Below are 24,528 nucleotides of genomic sequence, written 5' to 3' on the forward strand. Positions count from 1 at the left end.
GCCAAAACCAGGCGATCAGCGCATCGGGTTCACTGTGGACCTTTGCTTCACGCACAATGCGGCCATCCGCATCCACCACGCACACACTTGAGTATTCCAATGATACGTCGATGCCGGCATACTGCTTCATGGTCGTCTCTCCGTGATGCTATGGAGCAGGTCTCTCCTGACTCCGCGACACCATCATTGTGAGGGACGACCACCAGCCATTCAAACCTGGCTGGCCGGGCTCCGCCCGTTACACCATCTATCTTCTTATTTCCCAACGCATTCCGGACGGAAAACCGCTGCGCACTTTTCCATGAAATGCTCCATGGGCAGAAGGCCGTGTGATCAGCCGCGCAGCTTGACCGGCGTCTCCGGCACCGGCGTCACCGGCCGGCCTTTTACGAACCATTCGATGATGTTGTCGACGACAAGATCGGCCATGGCGTCGCGTGTCGGCACCGAGGCGGACGCCACATGCGGCAGCAAGGAAACGTTCGGCAGAGAGAGATAGCCGGCCGGCACATTGGGTTCATCGTAGAACACATCAAGGCCGGCGGCCCCCAGCGTACCGTTGCCGAGGGCGGCGATCAGTGCATCGTCATCGACCGACCAGCCGCGGCCGACATTGATGAACACGCCCTGCGGCCCAAGCGCCGATAGGATATCCGCGTTGATGACCTTGTGCGTTTCCGGCGTCTTCGGCACGATGGAGATCAGCGTATCCACCGACTGTGCCATTTCCTTCAGGGTCGGATAATAAACGTAAGGCAGCGAGTCGCGCGGCGAGCGTGTGTGGTAGCCGATCTTCACCTTGAACGGCTCGAGCCTTCTGGCGATCTCGAGACCGATGCGGCCGAGACCATTGATACCGATGCGGCGCCCCTTCATCGAAAAAGGCGAGAGCGGAAACGCCCCTTCCTTTACCCAGCGCCCCTCGCGCAGCCAGCTTTCAGCTTTCGGAAACTGCCGCAGCGTGTTCAGCAGCAGCGCGATCGCCGTATCCGCGACCTCGTCATTCAGGACGTCAGGCGTATTGGTGACAACGATCCCTTTGGAAGCGGCATGTTTGACGTCGATACCATCATAGCCGACGCCGAAATTGGCGATGACTTCGACATTCGGAAGGGCATCGATCCAGGTGGCACCGAAGCCGCCCGAGACAGCGACGCCGCGGATGCGCGCTGCCGTCTCCGCATCGACCTTTGGGCCGCCATCACGTTCTACGGACACGATATCGAACTGCTTTCCAAGCCTTTCGAGAACACGCGGGTGTATCTTCCCCGGAACGAGGACGGCAATGCGGTTATCGGACATGAATCTTTCCTCTTGCGGTACGGTTCGGCGCGACTGCAGCAATTCCAGGAAAATAGACGGCGGCTTCCCGCCCGGAACTACATAGAGCCAATGAGATAGAGCGGTTCAGCGATCCCGTGAAGGGCTGAACTGCTCGCGAGCCTTGTATGGCGCCGTCGACTGGCGGATGCGCATTTCCGGCTTGATGAGATGGATACCATCCGGCTCATGGCTTCCCGCCAATCTATCCAAAAGCGCCCGTGCTGCAAGCCTTCCGACCTCGGCCTGACCGTTCCAGACCGTCGTCAGCGCCGGCGTGGCGATCGCCGCTTCTTCCAGATCGTCGTAGCCGGTAACCGAAATGTCCCTCCCCGGTACAAGACCGGCGCGGGAAATACCGTTCATCAGACCGATGGCCACCAGATCGTTCCAGCAGACCGCTGCCGTGGGCTTCTGCGGCAGCGACAGGAAGTGCACGGCCGCCTCGAAACCGCCCTGCTTCGAGCGCGCGCCGGGAATACGCAGATTGGGATCGACCTCGATGCCCGCCTTGCGCAGCGCATTGACATAGCCCTGATAGCGGTCGCGCCCCGTCGAGGTCTGGTCCGTGCCGCCGATCATTGCGATCGAGCGGTGACCAAGGCTGATCAAGTGGTTGGTGGCAAGCGAAATCCCGTAGCTGTCGTCGCCGCGATAGGTCGGCAGATCCAATGCATCGATCTGGCGCGCCACGAGAATGGCCGGCATGCCGTTTTCTTCGGCCAGCTCGAAATCTTCCGGCGGCGTTCCGATCGCCGGCGACATGATCACGCCGTCGCCGCCAAGCTGCAGCAGCGTCTCGATGAAGGTTCGCTGCTTCTCAACCGAGTCATAATGGTTGGAGAGAATGAAGGTGTGCCGGCTGCGATCGAGCTCACTTTCGATCGCCTTGAGGATTTCCCCGTAAAACGGGTTCATGATGTCATGAACGACGACACCGATGATCCCCGATCGCGACGTTCTGAGGCTCGCCGCGCGGCGATTGTAGATGTAGCCTAGCGCGCGGGCCTGGTCCTTGATCTTCTCGCGTGTATTGACCGCGACCAACGGGCTATCACGTAAGGCCAGAGATACCGTTGCTGTTGAAATGCCGAGCGTTTCCGCAATTGTAGAAAGCTTTATCTTTTGCGCCACGCGCTCCCTCCCCGTGAAACGCAGCCGTAACATATTCCGTTCGTTTTACGATTCCGGAATTTAAAATATTTAATTAAAAGCTTTAATCGCGTCGCGCAACTCGAATTCGCGAGGATTTTCAGATTTCCTCATCGTCCTCGTCGTCATCGCCCGCCTGGAGATTGTTCTCGATCGTCTTCAGCAGTCGCACGAGCGAGCGAATGTCCTTTTCGGAGAAGCCGCGCGTAGCCAGTTCATCGCAGCTGGCAGCAGAGCTTTCGATCTCGCTGACGCTGTTGCGGCCCGTCTCGGTGAGATAGACCTTGGTCAGGCGAGCATCCTCGGCATCCGGCCGCCGTTCGACGAAGCCTTGCGCCTCCATGCGCCCGATCGTACGCGTCATCGTCGGCGCCTTGACGCCGAGCTTCTGCGCCAGCGATCCGGCCGGAAGACCGTCGCTGGCCGAAAGCGCAAGGATGACACCGTCCTGCCCGGCATAGAGCCCACTCGCCGTCAGGCTGCGGGTCATCACCGTTCGCATGGACCGCGCCGCCTGCGTCAATGCCGGCGACAGATCGGCAAGCGTATAGTCCCGGTGATCCTTCTTCTTACCTGACTTACTTTTCTTCCCGACCTTGTTCTTCTTACCCATCGTGATTCCGTTGACCTTTTCGCCGATGCGCCATCACGCTATGACATTGCGCAGGTTATTGACATAAACAAGAGGCACACCCTCAGATGGCGCATCCTTTGCCATGTTTCGACGACAATGATACTACATTGGCCCCTGAAGTACGGGCAAAATGGATCGCTGTGCTGCCACTTGGCGCCTATGAGCAACACGGTCCGCATCTGCCCTTTGAAACCGATGCGCTGATCGCCGAAGGCATCGTTTCACGCCTCAAGGCCGCCCTGCCCGCCAAACTGCCCGTTACCTTCCTGGCGACGGAGCCTGTCGGCTACTCCATAGAGCACATCGATGTCGCCGGAACCAAAACCCTGACTTTCGACGAAGCCGTGAAACGCTGGCTCGGCATCGCCGAGCGGATGAACAAGCTCGGCATCCGCAAATTCGTCATGCTGAACGCCCATGGCGGCAACTCTCCGCTGATGACCATCGTCGCGACGGAAGCGCGTGTGCGCTTCAACATGCTGGCGGTCGCGACCAGTTGGATCCGCTTTGGCGTGCCCGGCGGACTGATCATGCCCGACGACAAAGCGATCGACATTCACGGCGGCGATATCGAGACATCGGTCATGCTCGCCCTGCACCCTGAAAAGGTCGATATGTCGAAGGCGGAGAACTTTCCTTCCCGCCAATCCGATTTCATCCGCGACTTCAATCACCTTCGCGCCTACGGCCCCCACGCCTTCGGCTGGAAAATGTCCGATCTGAGCATTCGGGGCGTAGCCGGTAATGCAGGCGTGGCAACAGCGGACAAGGGCGAAAGACTGATCGCACATGCCGTCAAAGGGCTTGTCGAACTGCTTGAGGATATCGACCGCTTCGATGTGTCGTCGTTGACTTAGTGTTGCCGCCGATCTGCGCCTCAGCAATCCAATGTGATCTTATAACATATAAAAGCCTTTGAACTGACGTCTCCAACTCCTTATATGGAACCCGACCAATGTCTGCTCCTCGGGGCAACCTTCCCTATTTCGAGGCTCCCATGACCGAAACAGCCACGCAAAAGCCCGTTCCCGTTACCGTTCTCACCGGCTATCTCGGCGCCGGCAAGACGACGCTGCTCAACCGCATCCTGTCTGAAAATCACGGCAAGAAATACGCCGTCATCGTCAACGAGTTCGGCGAGATCGGCATCGACAACGACCTCATCGTCGAATCCGACGAAGAAATCTACGAAATGAACAACGGCTGCGTCTGCTGCACCGTTCGCGGCGACCTCATCCGCGTGGTCGAAGGCCTGATGCGCCGTCCCGGCCGCTTCGACGGCATCATCGTCGAAACCACCGGTCTTGCCGATCCGGTTCCGGTCGCCCAGACCTTCTTCATGGACGAGGATGTCCGCGCCAAGACCGAGCTTGATGCCGTCGTCGCACTCGTCGATGCCAAGCACCTGCCGCTGCGCCTGAAGGACAGCCGCGAAGCCGAAGATCAGATCGCCTTTGCTGACGTTGTCGTCATCAACAAGTCCGATCTCGTAACGCCGGAAGAACTGGCTCAGATCGAGGACATCGTCCGCGCCATCAACCCGGCCGCCCGCGTCTACAAGACGACCCGCTCCGGCGTCGATCTCGCCCGCGTGCTTAACCAGGGCGCCTTCAACCTTGAGCGCGCGCTCGAGAATGACCCACATTTCCTCGAGAACGGCCATGATGATCACGTCTGCGGCCCGGATTGCGATCACGACCATCATGATCATGACCACCATCATCATGATCACGACCACGATCATGACCACGGTCACGACCATCATCACCACGCCCCGTCGCCGATCCACGACGTCACAGTGCAGTCGGTTTCGCTGCGCGGCGGCCAGATGAATGCCGAACGCTTCTTCCCCTGGATCCAGAAGATCACGCAGACGCAGGGCCCGAACATCCTGCGCCTCAAGGGCATCATCGCCTTCAAGGACGATCCGGAGCGCTATGTCGTTCAGGGCGTGCACATGATCATCGAAGGCGATCATCAGCGTCCGTGGAAGGATGGCGAGAAGCATGAAAGCCGGCTCGTCTTCATCGGTCGCGAACTCGACCGCGAAAAGCTCGAAGCGAGCTTCAAGGCGTGCGAGGCGTCTGCCTGATGCCGACTGTTGCTCCGCTTGATATCGACGGCCACGTTCTGGCCGTCGAATTTTTAGGTGACACCCCCCTCTTCGCCAGCGCCGCAGGCGCCATCCATCGCCTGGAGGGCGGGGATAAGGTCACCGAAGCTCACCAGGGCATGCTCACCTGCATTCGCGATCCTTATAGCGAGAGCCTGATTTCCGGCGGCGAAGACGGCAAGGTCCTGCGCATCGCGGCCGATGGCGGCATAACGGTGCTGGCCGAAGCGCCGCGCAAATGGATCAGCCAGGTCGCCGCCGGACCGCAGGGCTCGGTCGCCTATTCCTATGGCAAGAGCGCCTTCGTCCGGCTGTCCGACGGCACGACGAAAGAGTTTCCGGAAGAGCGCACGGTCGAAGGCATCGCCTTTGCTCCGAAGGGCCTGCGCATCGCCGCTGCCCGCTATAACGGCGTGTCGCTGCATTGGGTCGGCATGAGCGCGCCGCCGGTCAATCTGGAATGGAAGGGTGCCCACACCGGCGTCACTTTCTCGCCGGACGGCCAGTTCATCGTCACCACCATGCAGGAAAACGCTCTGCATGGCTGGAAGCTGGACGCCAAGCCGGGTGCCGAAGCCCGGCACATGCGCATGACGGGCTATCCTGCCAAGGTGAAGTCCCTATCATGGTCGGCAAAGGGCAAGTGGCTCGCTTCGAGCGGCGCACCGGCTGCCATTGTCTGGCCTTTCCAGGGCAAGGACGGCCCGATGGGTAAGGCACCGCTAGAGCTCGGCAGCCGCGCCAATATCATGGCGACCTGCGTGAAGTTCCATCCGGCCGAAGATATCCTTGCCATCGGCTTCATCGACGGCATGATCCTGGCGGTCCGCGTCGGCGATGCCAAGGAGGCGCTCTTGCGCCGGCCCGGCAAGGGTGCAATCACATCGATGAGCTGGAGCAAGTCCGGCAAGCTGCTCGCTTTCGCCTCGGAAGCCGGCGACTGCGGCGTCGTCGACGTGTCGGCCTGAGGTGATCCCGCGAAAAGCACGCAGAGGCTTTTCGTTGGGAACCGCGTAACACCATAAATTGGAGCGGTTCGGAGTATCACTGGATAGCTGAACCGCTCTGGAGAGAAAGACAGGATCATGCCCAAGTCGGGAACGGCACCAGCCGGAAATACCCCTGCCCCAGCCGAAGACATCTGGGATGTGATCCGTTGCGAGGCCGCCGAGCTTGCGGCCCGCGAGCCGACGATAGCCCCGCTGCTGCAGGCGCAATTGCTTGCCAGCAGCTCCAATGTCGAAGGCCTCGACAATGTGCTCGCCGCCCGGCTCTGTGTCGTCAGGATTGAGCATGGCGACATGCTTTCGCTGCTGTCCGACGTGCTGACGCGGCATCCCGCAATCCTGCATGCAACCGAGGCCGATCTCATTGCCGTTCGCACGCGCGACCCGGCCTGCACCACCTATCTGCATGCGCTTTTGAACCTGAAGGGCTTCCATGCCCTGCAGACGCATCGCATCGCCCATGCGCTCTGGACTGAGGGACGGACGGAAATTGCCAGCTGGCTTTCCAACCTCGTCTCGCTCGTCTTCGGGCCGGATATCCATCCGGCTGCAAAGATCGGCACGTCGATCATGCTCGATCACGGCTCCGGCATCGTCATCGGCGAAACCGCCGTCATCGAGGATGAGGTCTCCATCCTGCAGAACGTCACCTTGGGCGGCACCGGCAAGGAGAGTGGCGACCGGCATCCGAAGATCCGTCACGGCGTGATGATCGGCGCCGGCGCGAAAATCCTTGGCAATATCGAGGTCGGAGCCTTCAGCAAGGTCGCGGCCGGCAGCGTCGTCGTGAAACCGGTTCCTGCGCACTGCACCGTCGCCGGCGTGCCGGCTTTGGTCGTGCGCATCCATCGTGCCGACGAGATCCCGGCCGAAACGATGGATCAGAACATCTAGTTCCAATCGATCGAGCCGGCGTCACGGCGCGTGACATAAGGTAGCAGCACGATCGCATCCGGCGAGCGCGCGCACGATGTCGCTCTCCGCTGCAGCAGAATCAAGTGTTTGACGACGGAAGGATTGCCGCGGCTTAGACTGACCGCCGCATCCTTCATGGAACTGTCATACTCCATTGATAGCTCGAAAGGGTTCTCTATGCCCGGCGTGGCGCAAATGCGCCGGAGCAATGCCCCCACTCGAAGAGGATATGACGATGACCAGTCTTTCACGTCGCGCCGCCCTTGTAGCCGGCAGCGCGCTTACTCTTATCTTGCTCTGTTCCACCGCGGGTGCCGCTGACACAGCGCCGGCACCGAATACCGCAACGCCGATCAAGCATCTTGTCGTTATCTTCCAGGAAAACGTCTCCTTCGACCATTATTTCGCGACGTACCCCAAGGCCGCAAACATCGCCGGCGAGCCGGAGTTCAAGGCGGCCGACAACACGCCGACCGATATCAACACGCTGGCCAATGCCGGTCTTCTCGACACCAATCCGAACAAGACCAACGCGGCCAATGGCGCAGACGCCGCTGCCCCGTTCCGGCTCGACCGCACGCAGGCGGCCACCCAGTCGCAGAATCACGGCTATACCGCCGAGCAGGCCGCCTATAACAATTTTGCCATGGACCTCTTCCCGGCCAATACCGGCAGGGGCACCAAGGGTGCCGCCGGCGCCTTCGGCACGAAGGGTCAGGTCATGGGCTATTATGACGGCAACACCGTCACGGCCTATTGGAACTACGCCCAGCACTACGCCCTGAACGACAATTCCTTCTCCACCAATTTCGGCCCCTCGACCCCCGGCGCGCTGAACCTGATCTCCGGCCAGACCAATGGCGTCATCCTGCCGCCCGGCTACATGCTGGAAAGCGACGGCACCTATTCCAAGGGCCGCATCGTGCCTGACGGCAATGGCGGCTGGACCGCGATCAGCGACTTCGATCCGACCGGCGACGTCTGCTCGGTCGGTCAGACGGCGCTGATGTACGGCAAGAACATCGGCGACATGCTGAACGAGCACAAGATTACCTGGGGCTTCTTCGAAGGCGGCTTCGACCTCTCGCTGACCAACCCGGACGGCACGACGGGTTGCAAGCGCGCGACGACTTCGACCGTCACCAAGGTCAATTACGGCGACTACATCCCGCATCACCAGCCGTTCCAGTACTATGCCTCGACCGCCAATCCGACGCATGCGCGCCCGTCCTCCGTGGCGGCGATCGGCACGACGGATGCGGCAAACCACCAGTACGACATGACCGACTTCTATGCGGCCTTGAAGAACGGCAACATGCCAACCGTCAGCTTCCTGAAGGCACCCGCTTATCAGGACGGCCATGCCGGCTATTCCGATCCGCTCGACGAGCAGGAATTCGTCACCCAAGTGGTCAATACCGTGCAGAATTCGCCGGATTGGAAGGATACCGCCGTCATCCTCCTCTACGACGATTCCGACGGCTGGTATGACCATGCCCACGCGGTCGTCAATCCGTCGAAGCTCCCGGTCAAGGGCTATGACGTGCTGAGCGGCGACAGCTGCTCCACCGGCACGCCGCTGCCCGGTGTCAACGGACAGCCTGCGCAAGGGCGTTGCGGCTATGGCACACGTCAGCCGCTGCTGGTCATCTCGCCCTACGCCAAGGTCAACTTCGTCGACCACACGCTGACCGACCAGACCTCGGTCATGCGCTTCATCGAGGATAACTGGATGGCCGGCGCCCGCCTCGGCGGCGGTTCTTTCGATGCGCTTTCGGGCTCGCTGAACAGCATGTTCGACTGGTCCAAGGGCGACGCGCCGAAGCTGACCCTCGATCCGAAGACCGGCAATCAGGCCTCTTAAAATCATAGGGGAGACGGAAATGCCCTTGCAGATCAACCACCGTCTCCTGCCGCTTCTCGCACTCGCAGGGCTTTCGCTTGCGGGTGCGGCTGTCGGCGTGGCAAGCGAGCCGACCGCAAACAGCTATGATGAACAGGCGCCACTGAGCGCGGTTGCCCAGCTCGGCAAGAAACTGTTCTTCGACCCGTCGCTCTCCGGCAACGGCCAGATGTCCTGCGCGAGCTGCCACGACCCGGCCAACCACTACGCGCCGGCCAACGGTCTCGCCGTCCAGCTCGGTGGCTTGCATCTCGATCAGCCGGGCATCCGCGCGGTACCGAGCCTCGCCTACAAGACGTCGACGCCTTCCTTCTCGATCGGAGAGGAGAGCGCTGCCGACGAGGCGGCGGAAGCGTCTCCGATGACCGAAGCATCGGGTGTGGCTCTGGCCAATGCGCCCGCCAGCGTCGCCGGCCCACTGACCGCCCAGGCCGTCAAGGCCGATGCGGCAGCCGCGAACCTCGTGCCGCGGGGCGGCATGTTCTGGGATGGGCGAATCGATTCGCTGGAAGAACAGGCCTTGCAGCCGATGATCTCTCCCTTCGAAATGGCGAATGCCGATGTGGCGACCGTCTATGCGAAACTGAAAAAGGGTTACGGCAAGGACATTTCGGCGCTCTTCGGCAACAATATCCTCAACGATCAGAACATGATGATTTCGGAGATCGGCTTCGCGCTCGCCCGCTATCAGATCGAGGAGCCCTCCTTCCATCCCTACACCAGCAAGTACGACTATTATCTCCGCGGCAAGGCGGTGCTGACGGACATGGAAGCGCGGGGGTTGAAGCTCTTCGACGATGCGAACAAGGGCAATTGCGCCTCCTGCCATCTCGACAAGATGACCGGCGACGGGCAGATGCCGAACTTCACCGATTTCGAGTTCGAGGCCTTGGGCGCGCCGCGCAACCCGGCCATTCCGGCGAATGCCGATGCCCATTATTACGATACCGGCATTTGCGGCCCGCTGCGCAACGACACCTATTCCGCCCAACAGCAGAATTGCGGGCTGTTCAAGACGCCGACGCTGCGCAATGTCGCCACCCGCCATGTCTTCTTCCACAATGGCGTCTACCGGACGCTTGAGGACGTGACCCGCTTCTACGTCAAGCGTGATATCAATCCGGAGGAAATCTATCCGAAGGATGCGAGTGGCAAGGTGGTGAAATACGACGACCTTCCGCCGCAGTATCGGGCCAATATCGACATCATCGACGCGCCGATGAACCGCAAGCTCGGCGATGCCCCAGCATTGAGCGACGCCGAGATCGCCGACGTCGTGGCCTTCCTGAGAACGCTGTCGGATGGCTATGACCCGGCGAAGGACAGTGTGAAGGCAGCCAGATAGAAACGCCTCCGCCCCAACGGGCGAAGGCGGAGTAAGACCTCAGGCTGCCTTGGAGATCGGCGGCTGAGCCAGCTTGCGACCGCTGGCGACGATGATGCCGGCGGCGCTGTCGAGCCAGCCTTCCTTGAGCTCGAGAGCCAGGAAACGATCGCGCTGGAACGGCCCAGACATGACAAGATGGCGGGTCTTCGAAGCGAAGAAGCCGAAGCGCTCATAGTAAGGCGCATCGCCGACGAGCAGGATCGCGCCGTGCTCACGCTTCTTCGCTTCCATGATGGCCGCGCGCATTAGCGCCGAGCCGACACCCTTGCCTTCATATGCCGGATCGACGGCCAGCGGGCCTAGCAGCAGCGCATCGACCGGGCGGGTCTCGCGGTCGACGCCGGCTTCGATGTTCCACAGGCGAACCGTGCCGATGACATGGCCGGCCCGATCGCGCGCGACTAGCGCCAGGCCTTCGGCCGGGATGCGGCCCTGGCGCAGCTTTTCCGACGACTTCTTGCGGCGACCGGCGCCCATGGCGCGATCCAGCAGGTTTTCGCGCGCAACGACATCGCCTGCGTTTTCCAGGTCAAGAGTGAAAGTGGACGGCGCAAAAAATGCGCGGACAGAATCAAGAACAGCGGCCATCTTGGCCTCCCGTGCCCAATACCGTTATCAGCGGCGGTGACGAACTATTGTGAGGGTGCCGCCCCGATTGGCTACGGGGGCGGCGATATCAGAACTCAGCCGACGCTGAGTTTTTTCCTTGGCATGATCTTATCCGAAAACCGCTTCGCACTTTTCGGGATGCATGCCTTAGATGATGTAGGCCTTCAGCGGGTCGAAACCGTTGAATGCCACAGCCGAGTAGGTCGTGGTGTAGGCGCCGGTTCCTTCGATCAGGACCTCGTCGCCAATGGTGAGCGTCACCGGCAGCGGATAGAGGTTCTTCTCGTAGAGCACGTCGGCCGAATCGCAGGTCGGGCCGGCGATGACGCAGGCTTCCATTTCGTCGCTGTCGCGCTCCGTGCGGATCGGGTAGCGGATCGCCTCGTCCATGGTTTCGGCGAGACCGCCGAACTTGCCGATGTCGAGAAAGACCCAGCGAGCGGCATCGTTGTCCGACTTCTTCGAAATCAGGACGACTTCAGCCTTGATCACACCGGCATTGCCGACCATGCCGCGGCCGGGCTCGATGATCGTGTGCGGGATCTGATTGCCGAAATGGGCGCGCAGAGACGCAAAGATCGCTTTGCCATAGGCTTCGGCCGAAGGAACGTCGCGCAGGTACTTGGTCGGAAAACCGCCGCCCATGTTGACCATCTGCAGGTGAATGCCCTGCTTGGCGAGCGAAACGAAAACGCGCTTGGCATCGGCAAGAGCGTCATCCCAGGCATCGACCTTGGTCATCTGCGAGCCGACGTGGAAAGACACGCCGTAGGATTCCAGACCGAGCTGATGAGCATAGACGAGAACGTCGACAGCCATCTGCGGAACGCAGCCGAACTTGCGCGACAGCGGCCATTCGGCGCCTTCGCCATCCGTCAGCACGCGGCAGAACACGCGAGCGCCGGGAGCGGCACGGGAAATCTTCTCGACTTCCTCGTGGCTGTCGACGGCGAAGAGGTTGATACCGAGTGCATGCGCACGGGCGATATCGCGCTCCTTCTTGATCGTGTTGCCGAAGGAGATGCGGGCAGCGGTCGCACCGGCATCGAGCGCCATTTCGATTTCAGCGACGGACGCGCAATCGAAATTGGAGCCGAGGCTTGCGAGCAGGCGCAGCACTTCCGGAGCCGGGTTGGCCTTGACGGCATAGTAGATGGCGCTGTCCGGCATGGCATGACGGAAAGCGTGAAAATTATCGCGGACGACATCGAGATCGACCACCAGGCAAGGACCATCCGGACGTCGGGTAGCGAGAAAGTCGCGAATACGCTGCGTGGTCATGTCAATTCCCTTTCAGTTCCAAAAGCTCCGGGAAAGACCCAGAGGACAAAGGGCGACGCTCATTTGCTTAGGAACCAGCCGGTGGAGACCCCGGTACCATGCAAATGCGCGAAGCGCGGATGATGAACGAGTGCCGCAAGCGGCGCTAATTCGCTTTGTCTGCCATGGATTGGAGGGAGAATCCCAACCGCACTTCCGGCAATGAAGGTGTGCCTCTTCAGTAACCCCGGCTGTTGGAAAGCCGGGAGAGAACAAAAAGGCCCGCACCGTCGTTGCTTCAGATGTCCTCGCATTTTTCGGTTGGCCGAAATAGCGACTGGAGGGGTTAGTTCCAGGTACCTTACCGATTTTCTCACCACATCGAGGATCGGCGGACACCCACGGGCACGTGCGACTTTGGGCTGATCGGGAAATAGGAACATTCGCGGTAATAATCAAGAAAATTTTTCGCGCATGCCCTAAAAAAATAATTGAACAAATCGGCGCATTTTGTTCAACATCTCGAAACAGTTAACGGGGGGCTCTGCCATGGATACTTTAACCCGAATTCGCGCCTTTATAGACGTGGTGGAGGCTGAAGGATTTTCGGCGGCCGCACGCAAGACCGGGCGCTCCAAGGCGCTGCTTTCGAAATACGTTCGCGAACTCGAAGACGAACTTGGCGCGCTGCTGCTCAATCGCACCACACGCCAGTTCTCCATGACGGAAGCCGGCCATACTTATTATCGCACCGCCTCCGACATCTTGAAGGAGATCGACAATCTCGCCGACCTCGTGCGCGAGAACAATCAGCAGCTCAAGGGGCGGCTGCGCATTTCGGTGCCGCGCACCTTCGTCGACGCCGAGGTCGGGCAATCGCTGATCGACTTCGCCAAGGAAAATCCCGATCTGGCGCTGGAGATCGCCGCCGACGATCGCTTCGTCGATCTGATCGAGGAAGGCTTCGACGTTGCCGTGCGCATCACCAAGCTCGAAGACTCAGGCATGATCGCCCGCAAGATCTCGGATTTCCGCGTCCACCTTTGTGCGACGGAGGAATTCCTCAACCTCTATCCGGCGCTGGAGCATCCGAGTGACCTTACGCGCGTGCCTTTCATCATCGACACCAACACCCGCTCCCAAGGCAATATCCGTTTCGTCGATGCCGACAGCACCATTTTCAATGTCGCCATCAACGGCACGCTCGAGGTCAACAGCCCGCATGCGACGCTGCGCGCGGCGCTTTCGGGCCTTGGCATCGCCGTCGTCCCGGATTTTATCGGTCGCAAGGCGATCGAAAGCGGACAATTGCTGACCTTGTTCAACGACTATCTGCCGACCGACCGCGGCATTTATGCCGTCTATCCGCACCGACGCTACCTCCCGGCAAAGGTGCGCATCTTTGTGGACTACCTGCACAACTGGTTCCGCAAGAACGGCTGAACACTCCAGCTGTCAAAACCAGCAAGGCCTGCAGCCGATCGCTCATGTCCCGCGTGTTTATAGGAGGAAATGCCTCCAACTCTGTCTCGGTTGAAATTTCGCCCCGCGCCCTGTCAAAATCGCGCCGGTTCAAACGTCACTGCTGCAGCGGGCACTAAAGCTCCGCGTAACGCGAGAAAGGAACGCGTCATGCAATATATGCTGTTGGTGTATTGGAACGAAGCTGAACACAAGAATGCTAAGAAAGAGCAGAAGGCCGAGATGTTTGCGGCCTATGCGGCCTACACGGAAGTGTTGAAAAAGGCCGGAGCGTTCCTGGCAGGCAGTGGATTGCAGGATTCCTCGACGGCAACCGTGGTGCGTGCGCCGGATAGCAAGCCCTCGGTTCTCAACGGCCCCTATATCGAGAGCAAGGAGCAGTTAGGCGGCTACTATCTTATCGAGGCGGCTGATCTCGACAGCGCCGTCCTCTGGGCAGCCCGTTGCCCAGGCGCTCAGCATGACACGGTGGAGGTTCGCCCTCTCATGGTCTATTGACGCCATGTCGCGAGAAGACGACCAGCCGGCCATTAAGGCTGCCGAGGCGGTTGCGCGCCGAAGCTATGGCAAACTGGTCGCCATTCTCGCGGCGCGCACGCGCGATGTGGCCGGCGCCGAAGACGCCTTGTCGGAGGCTTTTGCCTCCGCCCTGGCCGATTGGCCAATCAATGGCGCGCCGCATAACCCCGAGGCTTGGCTGCTTGCCGTTGCCCGGCGCAAGATGATCGACGCCATCAGACGCGGACGGGTCAGCGCCGCCGCCTCTGAACATCTTCGGCTCATGGCGGAGGAGCTGGAGGCAACGGCGAGCCAAACGCCGGAAATTCCCGACGAGCGCCTTGCTCTGATGTTCACTTGCGCGCATCCGGTAATACAGCCTGGAATCAGAGCGCCGCTGATCCTGCAGACGATCCTCGGGTTTGACGCACAGACAATCGGTTCCGCCTTCCTGGTCTCACCGGCGGCAATGGGCCAGCGCCTGGCGCGGGCCAAAAACAGGATTCGACGCGCCAAGATTCCTTTGCGCGTGCCCGACAAGGCAGACATGCGCGGGCGCCTTGGCGCAGTTCTGGAGGCGGTCTATGCGGTCTATACGGAAGGCTGGAGTGATCCGGCCGGCGCCGATGCTAGCCTGCGTAACCTGGCCGAGGAGGCGATTTGGCTCGGCCGGCTGATCGTCGCGCTCTTACCGGAGGAGGCTGAAGCGCTCGGCCTGCTTGCGCTGATGCTCTATTCACATGCGCGGCTTGAGGCTCGGCGCAGTTCGGCCGGCGAATTCGTACCGCTGGCCAATCAGGATCCTGCTCTTTGGGATGAAGAGTTGATCGACGAAGCTGAGAGGTTGCTTATTCACGCCAGTTCATTTGACGCCTTCGACCGCTATCAATTGGAAGCGGCAATCCAATCGGCCCATGTCGCGCGACGCCGAACAGGCAAGACTGATTGGGTGGCGATCGAACGTCTCTATGATGGCCTCTGCGCAATTACCGGCTCGCCGGTGGCGGCCATCAATCGCGCGATCGCCGTGGCGCAGACGCGCGGCGCGGCCGCAGGGCTGGCGGCGCTGCCGAGGCTGGACCCCGGTAGTCGGCTTAGCGAGTATCAACCCTATTGGGCAGCGCGAGCCGAACTTCATGCAAGAACAGGGGAGATATTGGCGGCACGCGAGGCCTATGACCAAGCGATTGCGCTGGAAATAGATCCTGCGGTCCGCCGCTTCTTGCAAAAGCGACGGACGGAAAGCATGGCGCCCGCTAACCCCGAGGGGCGTCAGACAAAGACAGATCCTAACAAAACAAGCTTGCTTTGAGTTACGCTAATTCTTACACGCTCGTCAGGTCAACGCATCAACGGACTTGTTCTTCGCAAAATGAACCTCTTCTTCTCGGCAGGTATTGCGAGATCAAATACTTGAATGAATCGCCTTGAATTGGTTTTGATACCGGTTCCGCCGGCCGGTCCCAATTCCGTCTCATTTCCTGACCAGAAGTCGAAGTGAATCAATGCTCACGAAGCACATCGGACGCATGAGAAAATCCACGATCGTTCACGCTGTCGCCTTGACCGGCGGCCTGCTGCTTGCGCCGGCTGTTGCTTCAGCGCATCCGCATATTTTCGTGGAAGCGCGGCTTGAAGTACTGTCAGGGCCTGATGGCAATGTGCAGGAGCTGCGCAACGTCTGGCGCTTCGACGAGGTGTTTTCCTCCTCGGTGCTGATGGATTTCGACAAGAACACCAATCTGAAGCTCGATCCGGACGAGCTGAAGGAAGTCGGCAAGACCGTGCGGGAATCCCTCGCCGAATACGACTACTACGCCAACCTGACGCTCAACGGCAAAACGATCAAAGTGCAGAAGCCAGACATCATCAATGTCGACTTTCGCGATGGTCAGCTTCTGATGTTCTTCGCCGTCAGGCCGGCGGAACCAATGCCACTGGCGAAGGGCAACAAGCTCGGCTTCGGCATCTACGACCCCACGCTCTACACATCGATCGATTTCCCGAGCGACAAGGAGCTGGTGACGGAAGGCGAAGCCTTCAAAAGCTGTACGCAGAAGGTCGTGCGCCCGAACCCGGATGAAGTCATCGCCGAAAACAAGTCAACCTTGACGGATGCCTTCTTCAACGATCCGACGGGGACGACGATGTCGAAACTCTTCGCAACGCGGATAGACGTCCAATGCTGATTTCGAGAATAGGAAAGCTCGCTCCGGCTGCAACGCTCGTCCTTCTGGCAGCCGCCGGCCTTGCACATGCCGCGGGTTCGCCGCTCGGCGTCGGCACGGCAGAGCCGAGCTTCCAGCCGATCGGCGGCCCGCTTGCGCCGATCTTACTTTATGTGAATTACGAGCAGCAGGCTTTCTATCGCGCGCTGACCAAATCGATCGAAGCCATGCGTCAGGACCCCTGGCAGCTTTGGACCTTGATCGGCCTCTCGTTTGCCTACGGCATTTTTCATGCAGCCGGCCCCGGCCACGGCAAGGCGGTCATTTCCTCCTACATGGTCGCCAACGAGATCGAACTGAAGCGCGGCATCAGCATCTCTTTCGTCTCGGCCCTCATCCAGGGCCTCGTCGCCGTCCTCGTCGTTGGCGCCGCCTATTTCGTCCTGCGCGGCTCCGGCATCACCATGACGATGGCCACCAACGCCATGGAGATCGCAAGCTTCGTCATGGTCATCCTGTTCGGCTGCTGGCTTCTGTTCCGCAAAGTGCGGGCGATGCTTCAAAGCCGGGCGCGGCGCCGCGAGATCCAGCTCGCGACATCGGCCGGACCGATCAGCCTGTCGCTCTTTGAAGGGGCCGCAACCGGCACGGATTCGGTAAGGGGCTTCTCCCGCAGCCGTGCGGCTGCCACGCCTGCCGCCGGCGGCTATCAATGCTACGATCCCGCCCACGCGACGGGCGATGGCGCCTACTGCGAAGCCTGCGGCCATGCCCATCTTCCCGATCCGAAGATGCTGTCGAACGAGAAATTCAGCGTCCGCGAAGCCTGGTCGGCCATCATCGCCGTCGGCCTGCGTCCCTGCTCCGGCGCGCTGCTGGTCATGACCTTTTCGATGCTGAACGGGCTCTATCTCGGCGGGTTGCTGTCCGTGCTCGCCATGTCGATCGGCACGGCGCTGACCGTTTCGCTGCTCGCGATCATCGCGGTTTTCGCGAAAGGCACCGCCATGCGCTTCACCGGCAGGGGCTCGACGCTTTCGGCATGGGTCGGCAACAGCATCGAGATCCTCGGCGCGCTGCTGGTCGTCTGCACCGGCGTCATTCTGCTCGGCGCTTCACTCCAGAGCTGACGGCGGCTTACCGCTCCCTGCGACGCTGATAGCGCGCCCTCAGCCAGAAGACGAAGAAGAAGGCGAGGATGACCAGCACGCCGAATCCGGTGCCGAGCCACGGCGAAATCGTTCCGAGCCAGACGATGACGTTCGGCATCAGATAAAGCACGGCCGTCGCGACCAGTAAAATAACCCCTGCCGCGATCGCTGCCGAGCGGGTGTCGCTTTTCTTGTCCGTCAAATCGCCGATCCCCAAAGCAATTCCAGGAAAAGTGCATAACGGTTTTCCGTCCGGAATTGCGTAAAAACAAAAAGATAGAGCTTTTTCGCGATTCGAAGAAAAGCGGAAAGGCTCTAGCACGCCATGAAGTGTTTCGGCGAAGGCTTAGGCCAGCCGCCGATGAAAGGCAACCGGCCGCAACCGATCAGGCTCAGACCTTGGCGCCCGCGACCGTCGCCTCGATGTGATCGACCAGCGCGTCGGGCAGACCGAGCCGGCCGGCCAGCAGGTCCAGATAGCCGCGCTCGGCCCGTGAATCAGGCTCGATCGTCAGCCGCGATGCCGTATAAACCTGCACCCGCTGCTCCTCCGTCTTTGCCGAGGCAACGATGGCGTCGAGATCGACGGGATTGGCAAGTTCGCGCTGGAAGAAGGCCTCCGCCTCGGATCCGACGCCAGCCTCCTGCACCTTGCCGAGAATGCGCTGGCGCTCCGTGTCGTCGATATGACCGTCGGCACGGGCAGCCGCGATCATCGCGCGGACGAGGGAGAGCGTAAAATCGTTGCTGGCAATAGCCGGCGCGGTGCTGAAACCGGAATTCGACGGCGGCGGCAGGAACTGCGGCTCGGCCTGCGGGGCGGCCCGTGAGTCCGACTGCGGCGCGGGCTGCGGCTGACTGCCGTCGCGATAGTTCTTGTAGGCCTGGTAGCCAAGCCCCGCGATGGCGGCGAGGCCGCCGAGCGCCAACGCATTGCCGGCGACCTGACGCCCGGTCTTCGTCCCAAGCAGCACGCCAGCAATCGCACTCGTTGCCATCGGATTGTCGCGGGCGAGATTGATGACCTCGGTCGCCTTGTCCTTAACGCTTCCCTGCATACCAGGGACCTGCGACCCTAAAAACTGGTCCAGCAGCTTGCGGGCATCGATCATGTGGTGCTCCTTCCGTCCTAGCGATGGTGACAGGGAGATAGGAAGCGCAACCGCAAATACAAATAATCCGCGACAAAGAAAAAGGCGCGCATGATCCACGCGCGCCTTCGAAATCGAATGGAAGCGACTTATCAGCCCTTGAGTGTCGCAGCCTCGGCGGCAAGCTTGGTGATCCCGGCCCAGTCGCCGGCAGCGACCAGTTCCTTCGGCGCGACCCAGGAACCACCGACGCAGATGACGTTCGGCAGCGACAGGTAGTCATGGGCATTCTTCAGCGAGATGCCGCCGGTCGGGCAGAAGACCGTGCCAGCAAGCGGCGAGGACAAAGCCTTGAGATAGGCCGCGCCTCCGGCCTGCTCGGCGGGGAAGAACTTCAGCACCGTATAGCCTTCTTCCCGCAGCGCCATGACTTCGCTTGCCGTGGCAGCGCCCGGCAGCAGCGGCACATGCGAGGAGCGGGCAGTGTCGAGAAGCTCCTGCGTCGTGCCCGGGCTGACGATGAACTTGGAGCCGGCTTCGACGGCCGCGTCCCACTGCGCAACGTTCAGGATCGTGCCGGCACCGACTTCGGCACCTTCCACTTCCTCGGCCACGGCACGGATGGCATCGAGCGCGCCCGCGGTACGCAAGGTAATTTCGATCGCCTTCAGGCCGCCGGCGACCAGCGCCCGGGCAAGAAGAACGGCCGATTTCGCATCGTCGACGATCAGCACCGGCACGACCGGCTGCAATTTCAGAATGGAAAGAAGCTTCGCGGTTTTCTCGCCCATGGTCGGTGCGCTCCCTTAAAACGATTGAAATCCGGCTTTCGAATAGCCTTCCCGGAGGTGCTTGTCGAGACAAAAGCTCACTCTCGCTGCGATGGGTAGGAATTCGTCAAGACTTGCTATAGGCTGGCTCAATCTGTGCCGGTGGAGCATGTCAAACGCATGGCAAAAGAGATCGAGCGAAAGTTTCTGGTGCGCGGCGATCATTGGCGGAATTTTGTGTCGGAGAGGCTCATTCTGCGGCAGGGATACATCGCTTCCATGGATGGCCGTTCAGTGCGCATCAGGCTGACGAACGAGAGCGTTGCCACCTTGACCATCAAGATCGGCAAGGCGATGACGCGTGACGAGTTCGAATATGAGATCCCCATCCCGGAGGCTGAGGAATTACTGGGAGCGTCGATCGGCCTCGTCATCGAGAAAACCCGCCATAAGGTGCCTTTCAAGGGATTCGTCTGGGAGATCGACGTCTTCCGCGGCGCTCATTGCGGCCTCGTGATCGCCGAGGTGGAGATGGAAGACGAAAACGACAAACCGGAATTGCCGGACTGGATCGGTCGCGAAGTGACCGGCGAATACCGCTATTCCAACCAGGCGCTCGCGACCCAGTTCGAGCAGGAGTACGATGAGCTATCGCATACGGCCTGACCGGGCGCTTGATGGCGAGGTGCATAGGGTCGCCGCACACCAACTCGGCAAGGCGATAGCCGTACTCAAAGATCGCCCCCAGGGTCTGCACGAAGCGGTCCACGACGCTCGCAAGAATATCAAGCGCGTACGCGCCCTCTATCGATTGATCGCTCCGGTCGCCCGGGAATTTCAGCGGCAGGAAAATGGCCGGCTTCGCGACATGGCGCGCACGCTCTCAGGCGTACGTGACGCCACGGCATTGATCGAGGTCAGCCACTATCTTCAGGAAACGGCGACCTCAGCCGACGAGCAGCAGGCATTGTCCCGCGTCAGCGAAGTGCTGACCGCCCGGCGCGACCGCCTATCCCAAGAAGAGAGCGACCTTGAAGACAAGGCACAGGCGGCAATCGCCACTTGTGGCGAAGCGATCGAAGCGGTGAAGGGTATTTCGATCGAATGCGGAAAGCGCGATGCGGCGCGGCTGCTCCGGAAGAGCTGGCGCACGAACGGCCGCAAGGCGATAGAGGCATTCTGCGAATGCGGCGACACCGATGCGCATGTGGAGAGCTTTCATGACCTGCGCAAACGCAGCCAGGACTGCTGGATGAACCATATGCTGCTGCGGGACATCTGGCCGGCCGCCATGCATGCCAAACAGCTTGAGGCCAAGGCACTGGTCGATGTGCTCGGCCGCTATCTCGATCTGTCGATCCTGTCCGGCGTCGCGGACCGCGAGCCGCAGCTCTTCGACAGCAACGACGATCGCGCCCGTCTGCTGGAGGCGATCATCTCCCGGCAGCAGATCGCCCGCGAGGAAGCATTGAGCCGAGCCCATTGGGTTTTTGCCGACAAGCCCGAATGCGAGGCGCGAACCATCAAACGGCTCTGGCTGGAAGCGGCGGATTGAAGCAGGCGACCTCTAAGCAACGGTGGTCAAATCGGCTTTCCAGCCCGTTTTCTTGACAGTTTGTGCCGCTTGCACCAGCAATGCCGGCCTTCAACGCAAATCCCGATTGCCTGCAAGCCCACAAAATTGTATTTCCCCGCCATGACCGACATCCTTTCCAACCCACGGCGCGAGGCGACCGGCGCATTTCTTGTTGCCGCGCTCTATCATTTCGTTTCCTTCCCGCGCTTCGAAAGCCTGCGTGAGCCTCTATTTGCGCTCTGCGAGGAAAATGGCGTCAAGGGCACGCTGCTGCTCGCGCATGAAGGCATCAACGGCACGATTGCCGGCACGGATGCTGCCATCGGCACCGTGCTCTCCTTCCTGCGCGCCCAGCCGGAATTTGCCGGTCTCGAGCACAAGGAAAGCCGTGCATCGAAAATGCCTTTCGTGCGCATCAAGGTGAAGCTCAAGAAAGAGATCGTCACCATGGGCGTCGAGGATATCGATCCCACCCAGGTCGTCGGCACCTATATCGCGCCGAAGGATTGGAACGCGCTGATCTCCGATCCCGACACCATCGTCATCGACACCCGCAACGACTACGAGACCGCCATCGGCGTCTTCAAGGGCGCGGTCGACCCGAAGACCAAGACCTTCCGCGAATTCCCGGAATGGGTGCGCGAGAACACCGGCCTGCACAACAAGCCGAAGATCGCCATGTATTGCACCGGCGGCATCCGCTGCGAAAAGGCGACGGCCTTCATGAAGCAGCAGGGTTTCGACGAGGTCTATCATCTCAAGGGTGGCATCCTGAAATATCTCGAGGAAGTGCCGGCAGAAGAAAGCCTTTGGGAGGGCGCCTGCTTCGTCTTCGACGAGCGCGTCTCGGTCGAGCATGGGCTGAAGGAAGGCAACCACAAGCTCTGCCACGCCTGTCGCAACCCGATCACCGCGGAAGAAGTCACATCGCCCTTCTACGAGGCGGGCGTCTCCTGCAGCCATTGCTATCATGAGCGCAGCGAGGAAGACCGCGAACGTTACCGTGAAAGGCAGCGCCAGATCGCGCTCGCCCGCAGGCGCGGCCAGCAGCATATCGGCTGAGAAACTTAAAGCATGTCGCGCAAAAGTGTACGGCGGTTTTGCAATAACGACATGCGAAATATGAAAAGCTTAAAGCGCACGGAGCGAATTTGAAAGATCGCGACGCGCTTTAAGCTGCGGCGCCGCGCTCTTCGTCCAGTGCCGCAGCATTCTGAATGGAAAGCCGCTTGCTGATCTCGGCTTCCGGCATCGGCTTTCCGTAGAAATAGCCCTGCAGCTCGTCGCAGCCGAAATTCTGCAGCGCCCGTCCCTGCTCTTCGATCTCGATACCCTCGGCAGTCACAGGAATGTCGAGCGAGCGGGCGAGCGCTACCGTTGCCCGCAACATCTCGCGGGCGCGGCTGTCCTCCAGCACGTTCATCGTCAGCGAGCGGTCGATCTTGATACGATCGAAACCGAACTGGCGCAGATAGCCGATGGACGAGAAGCCCGACCCGAAATCGTCCAGCGCCACCTTGACGCCGAGCGCCTTTAGCCGCTCGATCGACTGGCGCGTGCGTTCCGGATTTTGAATGATGTAGCCTTCGGTGATTTCCAGCGTCACGCGCCCGGCTTCGATCCCCGTGCTGTTCAGGACGTTGCGAACGTAATCGGCAAAGGCGGGATTGCGGAATTGCCCGGGCGAGACATTGACGGCCACCCGTAGCTCCGGCCATTGCTGCGCCGCTTCGCATGCTCTGCGCAGCACGAGCAGCCCGAGCGCCTCGATCAGTCCCGATGTTTCGGCGACCGGGATGAATGCCTCGGGCGAAATCGGTCCGTGACCCGGACGGTTCCATCGCACGAGCGCTTCGACACCGGTCATTTCGCAGCTCGACGCATCAACCAGCGGCTGGTAGGCGACCGTCAGTTCCTCCGTCTCGATCGCACGGCGCAGATCGAGTTCCAATGCGTTGCGTTCTTCGCGATGCGCGTCCATGGCCGTCTCATAGCAGGCCATGCGAGCGCGGCCGGCCTCCTTGGCCTTGTACATGGCAAGATCGGCGCGCCGCACCAGTTCCTCCCGGTCTGTGCGGCCTTCCTGGGAGCTTGCGATACCGATGCTGGCGCCGACGACGACCACGCGACGGCCGATCTCCAATGGCTCCGACAGAAAATCCAGAACCTGTTCGGCAAGCCGCAGGGCTGGCGCGTCGTTAAGCTCCTTTGTCGGGAAGACGATGGCGAATTCATCGCCGCCAAGACGTGCCAGCGATGCCTGCGCGGGAACGAGCACGCTCAGCCCGGCCGCTACGGCGCGGATAAGCTGGTCGCCGGTGCCATGCCCATAGGCATCGTTGATTTCTTTGAACCCGTCGAGATCGAGATAAAGCAGCAGAACATTGCTGCCGTCGCTGCGCGCCCTCTCGACCAGCCGATCCACATCGAGCCGCAGCCCCTCGCGATTGAGAAGGCCGCTCAGACGATCGCGCAGGGAGCCCTGGCGCGCCTGGACCTCCTCCGCCCGCAGCCGGCGCCCCGCCAGCGATCCCAGGATCAGCAGCACGACGAAGAACAGGCCGACTAGGCCCAGCGCACCAAGCACCAGCGGGCGAACCTGTTGATAGCTGAGATCGCCGGGTTCGCGTGAATTCCAGACCAGCCGCCCCAAAGATTTGCCGAGCGGATCGACGATCGACACGGCATATCGCGCCACGGTCTCCGGCGGCATCAGCTTCAAACCGCTGATGACATAGGTATTGGAGAGCATCTTGATCCGTGCAGCATCGAGGTAGCGCACGAGGATGAGGTAGCGTCGCTGACCTTCGGGAACGGGAATGCGGCCGGATCTCTCCCGGATCGTCGCGGCCGCGGCAGCGGCAATGCCGTGGCTGGTCATGATGTAACCGCCCGCCTCGGGGACTCCGGTGATGCGCGTGGTGCGCGCCTGATCGACCAGGGCCCAAACGGCGGTTCCGAGAACGTCCTCGACATTCTCGGTCATTCGCTCGCCGTCATGATAGGCAACGATCGGCTTATTGTTGTCATCGACAATGACCGCCGTGTCGAACAGGGCACCGTTGGAGGATATATCGCCGTAATTGCCGGCAACCCAGCCGCGGTCATCCCGCCCGTAGACGCTGCGCGCGGCATCGTTGCGCGCGGAGTGGTCGTGCAAGGTGGCTTCGAGCTGCCCTTGAAAGGTCTTGAGCGCGCCGACCGTCGTCTCCCAGGAGCGCTCGTCATCCAGCTTGTTGGAATAATCGGCCACACGACCGATCGCGGTGAGCACCATCAAAGTCACCACGGCAACGACCACTGCGAAAGTAATCAAAACGGCCGTCACGATAGAATGACGACCGACCTGCGTACTATGCCGCAATGACTCGATACCTGCTCCCAAGGTCTTTTCTCCTTGGGGCGAAAGTCTGCCGTCAGGACTTCAATAAACGGTTAAGGCGAATTCGAGATTCCTACAGGAAAGAGTTGTATATTTGCCGATATGGGGAG

General features: G+C 60.7%; 24 protein-coding genes and 1 pseudogene. 14 read left to right on the top strand and 11 right to left on the bottom strand.

Annotation, left to right across the window (positions count from 1 at the left end):
* The 4 genes and pseudogenes from QD409_RS14415 to QD409_RS14430 all read right to left on the bottom strand — a co-directional run.
* Window positions 1-130, bottom strand: a pseudogene (locus QD409_RS14415) (IS110 family transposase); the annotation flags it as partial.
* A 203-nt stretch (window positions 131-333) separates the two neighbouring features.
* Window positions 334-1,302, bottom strand: a complete 969-nt coding sequence (locus QD409_RS14420; RefSeq protein ID WP_430762951.1) for a 2-hydroxyacid dehydrogenase — start codon at window positions 1,300-1,302, stop codon at window positions 334-336.
* A 105-nt stretch (window positions 1,303-1,407) separates the two neighbouring features.
* Window positions 1,408-2,454 (bottom strand): LacI family DNA-binding transcriptional regulator, encoded by a 1,047-nt coding sequence (locus QD409_RS14425; protein WP_092850200.1) that lies wholly within the window; start codon window positions 2,452-2,454, stop codon window positions 1,408-1,410.
* Window positions 2,455-2,572: 118 nt separating this feature from the next.
* Window positions 2,573-3,085: a MarR family winged helix-turn-helix transcriptional regulator gene (locus QD409_RS14430; RefSeq protein ID WP_430762952.1), complete on the bottom strand. Its 513-nt coding sequence runs from the start codon at window positions 3,083-3,085 to the stop codon at window positions 2,573-2,575.
* 86 nt (window positions 3,086-3,171) lie between these two features.
* On the opposite strand from QD409_RS14430, the gene QD409_RS14435 reads away from it, so the two are divergent.
* The 4 genes from QD409_RS14435 (at window position 3,172) to cysE (ending at window position 7,120) form a co-directional block, all read left to right on the top strand.
* Complete coding sequence (locus QD409_RS14435) at window positions 3,172-3,963, top strand: creatininase family protein (RefSeq protein ID WP_430762953.1); 792 nt, start codon at window positions 3,172-3,174, stop codon at window positions 3,961-3,963.
* 140 nt (window positions 3,964-4,103) lie between these two features.
* Entirely contained in the window at window positions 4,104-5,198 is a 1,095-nt protein-coding gene (locus QD409_RS14440) for a CobW family GTP-binding protein (protein ID WP_430762954.1), read from the top strand.
* A complete protein-coding gene (locus QD409_RS14445; protein ID WP_430762955.1) occupies window positions 5,198-6,187 on the top strand; it encodes a WD40 repeat domain-containing protein in 990 nt (329 codons plus the stop codon). The genes QD409_RS14440 and QD409_RS14445 overlap by 1 nt, the downstream gene beginning before the upstream one ends.
* A gap of 117 nt (window positions 6,188-6,304) precedes the next feature.
* The gene (cysE, locus tag QD409_RS14450) at window positions 6,305-7,120 is read left to right on the top strand and encodes a serine O-acetyltransferase (RefSeq protein ID WP_430762956.1); all 816 of its coding nucleotides are present in this window, start codon (window positions 6,305-6,307) and stop codon (window positions 7,118-7,120) included.
* On the opposite strand, the gene QD409_RS14455 is transcribed toward cysE, so the two are convergent.
* Window positions 7,117-7,296 (bottom strand): hypothetical protein, encoded by a 180-nt coding sequence (locus QD409_RS14455; protein ID WP_430762957.1) that lies wholly within the window; start codon window positions 7,294-7,296, stop codon window positions 7,117-7,119. The genes cysE and QD409_RS14455 overlap by 4 nt on opposite strands.
* An 80-nt stretch (window positions 7,297-7,376) precedes the next feature.
* Here QD409_RS14455 and QD409_RS14460 point away from each other — a divergent pair, with 80 nt between their 5' ends.
* Together QD409_RS14460 and QD409_RS14465 are read left to right on the top strand one after the other, a co-directional pair.
* Window positions 7,377-9,005 carry a phospholipase C gene (locus QD409_RS14460; RefSeq protein ID WP_430762958.1) on the top strand — a complete coding sequence of 543 codons (1,629 nt, stop codon included), beginning with the start codon at window positions 7,377-7,379 and terminating at the stop codon, window positions 9,003-9,005.
* Between the two features lie 19 nt (window positions 9,006-9,024).
* Window positions 9,025-10,389 carry a cytochrome-c peroxidase gene (locus tag QD409_RS14465; protein ID WP_430762959.1) on the top strand — a complete coding sequence of 455 codons (1,365 nt, stop codon included), beginning with the start codon at window positions 9,025-9,027 and terminating at the stop codon, window positions 10,387-10,389.
* Window positions 10,390-10,428: 39 nt separating this feature from the next.
* Here the strand turns inward: QD409_RS14465 and QD409_RS14470 are convergent, their stop codons facing one another.
* Window positions 10,429-11,019, bottom strand: coding sequence for a GNAT family N-acetyltransferase (locus QD409_RS14470; RefSeq protein ID WP_092850234.1), 591 nt, complete (start codon window positions 11,017-11,019; stop codon window positions 10,429-10,431).
* Between the two features lie 168 nt (window positions 11,020-11,187).
* Window positions 11,188-12,321 (bottom strand): ornithine/lysine decarboxylase, encoded by a 1,134-nt coding sequence (gene odc2, locus QD409_RS14475; protein WP_092850237.1) that lies wholly within the window; start codon window positions 12,319-12,321, stop codon window positions 11,188-11,190.
* Between the two features lie 528 nt (window positions 12,322-12,849).
* On the opposite strand from odc2, the gene QD409_RS14480 reads away from it, so the two are divergent.
* The 5 genes from QD409_RS14480 to QD409_RS14500 all read left to right on the top strand — a co-directional run bounded on the left by QD409_RS14480 (window position 12,850) and on the right by QD409_RS14500 (window position 17,578).
* Window positions 12,850-13,743 (top strand): LysR family transcriptional regulator, encoded by an 894-nt coding sequence (locus QD409_RS14480; protein WP_430762960.1) that lies wholly within the window; start codon window positions 12,850-12,852, stop codon window positions 13,741-13,743.
* A gap of 189 nt (window positions 13,744-13,932) precedes the next feature.
* On the top strand, window positions 13,933-14,280 hold the full coding sequence (locus QD409_RS14485; protein WP_430762961.1) for a YciI family protein: 348 nt from the start codon (window positions 13,933-13,935) through the stop codon (window positions 14,278-14,280).
* Window positions 14,281-14,284: 4 nt separating this feature from the next.
* Complete coding sequence (locus QD409_RS14490) at window positions 14,285-15,592, top strand: RNA polymerase sigma factor (protein ID WP_092850246.1); 1,308 nt, start codon at window positions 14,285-14,287, stop codon at window positions 15,590-15,592.
* Window positions 15,593-15,809: 217 nt separating this feature from the next.
* A complete protein-coding gene (locus tag QD409_RS14495; protein ID WP_208858656.1) occupies window positions 15,810-16,469 on the top strand; it encodes a DUF1007 family protein in 660 nt (219 codons plus the stop codon).
* Window positions 16,463-17,578 carry a nickel/cobalt transporter gene (locus QD409_RS14500; protein ID WP_430762962.1) on the top strand — a complete coding sequence of 372 codons (1,116 nt, stop codon included), beginning with the start codon at window positions 16,463-16,465 and terminating at the stop codon, window positions 17,576-17,578. The genes QD409_RS14495 and QD409_RS14500 overlap by 7 nt, the downstream gene beginning before the upstream one ends.
* Before the next feature lie 7 nt (window positions 17,579-17,585).
* Here the strand turns inward: QD409_RS14500 and QD409_RS14505 are convergent, their stop codons facing one another.
* The 3 genes from QD409_RS14505 to QD409_RS14515 all read right to left on the bottom strand — a co-directional run bounded on the left by QD409_RS14505 (window position 17,586) and on the right by QD409_RS14515 (window position 19,481).
* On the bottom strand, window positions 17,586-17,801 hold the full coding sequence (locus QD409_RS14505; protein WP_092850467.1) for a hypothetical protein: 216 nt from the start codon (window positions 17,799-17,801) through the stop codon (window positions 17,586-17,588).
* Between the two features lie 190 nt (window positions 17,802-17,991).
* On the bottom strand, window positions 17,992-18,711 hold the full coding sequence (locus tag QD409_RS14510) for a tellurite resistance TerB family protein (protein ID WP_092850254.1): 720 nt from the start codon (window positions 18,709-18,711) through the stop codon (window positions 17,992-17,994).
* 131 nt (window positions 18,712-18,842) lie between these two features.
* Entirely contained in the window at window positions 18,843-19,481 is a 639-nt protein-coding gene (locus QD409_RS14515; protein ID WP_092850261.1) for a 2-dehydro-3-deoxy-phosphogluconate aldolase, read from the bottom strand.
* Window positions 19,482-19,640: 159 nt separating this feature from the next.
* Between QD409_RS14515 and QD409_RS14520 the strand changes: the two genes are divergently transcribed.
* The 3 genes from QD409_RS14520 (at window position 19,641) to QD409_RS14530 (ending at window position 22,098) form a co-directional block, all read left to right on the top strand.
* Complete coding sequence (locus tag QD409_RS14520; RefSeq protein WP_092850270.1) at window positions 19,641-20,126, top strand: CYTH domain-containing protein; 486 nt, start codon at window positions 19,641-19,643, stop codon at window positions 20,124-20,126.
* Entirely contained in the window at window positions 20,104-21,015 is a 912-nt protein-coding gene (locus tag QD409_RS14525) for a CHAD domain-containing protein (protein WP_092850273.1), read from the top strand. Before QD409_RS14520 ends, QD409_RS14525 begins: the two co-directional genes overlap by 23 nt.
* Before the next feature lie 141 nt (window positions 21,016-21,156).
* The gene (locus QD409_RS14530; protein ID WP_092850278.1) at window positions 21,157-22,098 is read left to right on the top strand and encodes a rhodanese-related sulfurtransferase; all 942 of its coding nucleotides are present in this window, start codon (window positions 21,157-21,159) and stop codon (window positions 22,096-22,098) included.
* Window positions 22,099-22,207: 109 nt separating this feature from the next.
* Here the strand turns inward: QD409_RS14530 and QD409_RS14535 are convergent, their stop codons facing one another.
* Window positions 22,208-24,421, bottom strand: a complete 2,214-nt coding sequence (locus QD409_RS14535) for a bifunctional diguanylate cyclase/phosphodiesterase (protein WP_092850282.1) — start codon at window positions 24,419-24,421, stop codon at window positions 22,208-22,210.
* Window positions 24,422-24,528: the final 107 nt, after the last annotated feature.

The organism is Rhizobium sp. BR 315, from assembly GCF_050577975.1.
Classification (GTDB): Bacteria; Pseudomonadota; Alphaproteobacteria; order Rhizobiales; family Rhizobiaceae; genus Rhizobium; species Rhizobium miluonense.